This window comes from Gilvimarinus sp. 1_MG-2023 (genome assembly GCF_030548285.1).
Genome location: NZ_JAUOSC010001387.1, coordinates 1 through 251 on the forward strand (window position 1 = coordinate 1; position 251 = coordinate 251).

The following is a 251-nucleotide window of genomic DNA, read 5'->3' on the forward strand; positions in this document are numbered from 1 at the left end:
GCATAAAGAACACTTCTTCAACATCGTCGTGCAAGTGCAGCGGGCCTTCACACTGCGCCGGTAACAACATGGTGGAGAAAGTGAAATGTTCCGATGGCACGGTATTGGTATCGCTGGTTACACCGGCAGCACCAGTGCCCATGTAGCGCATTTGGGCACGGCGGTATTTGGGGTCGTAATCTGCCTGGAATTTCAGTGCATTAAAATCGTAGGTACGATTTTCCTTGCGGGCAATCCGGCCAGCCATGAAG

The 251-nt window shown here is 52.2% G+C and carries 1 protein-coding gene; it reads right to left on the reverse strand.

The features are described 5' to 3' along the window. On the reverse strand, positions 1-251 hold a 251-nt coding region (locus Q4563_RS21385), incomplete at both ends, for a hypothetical protein (protein WP_442903848.1).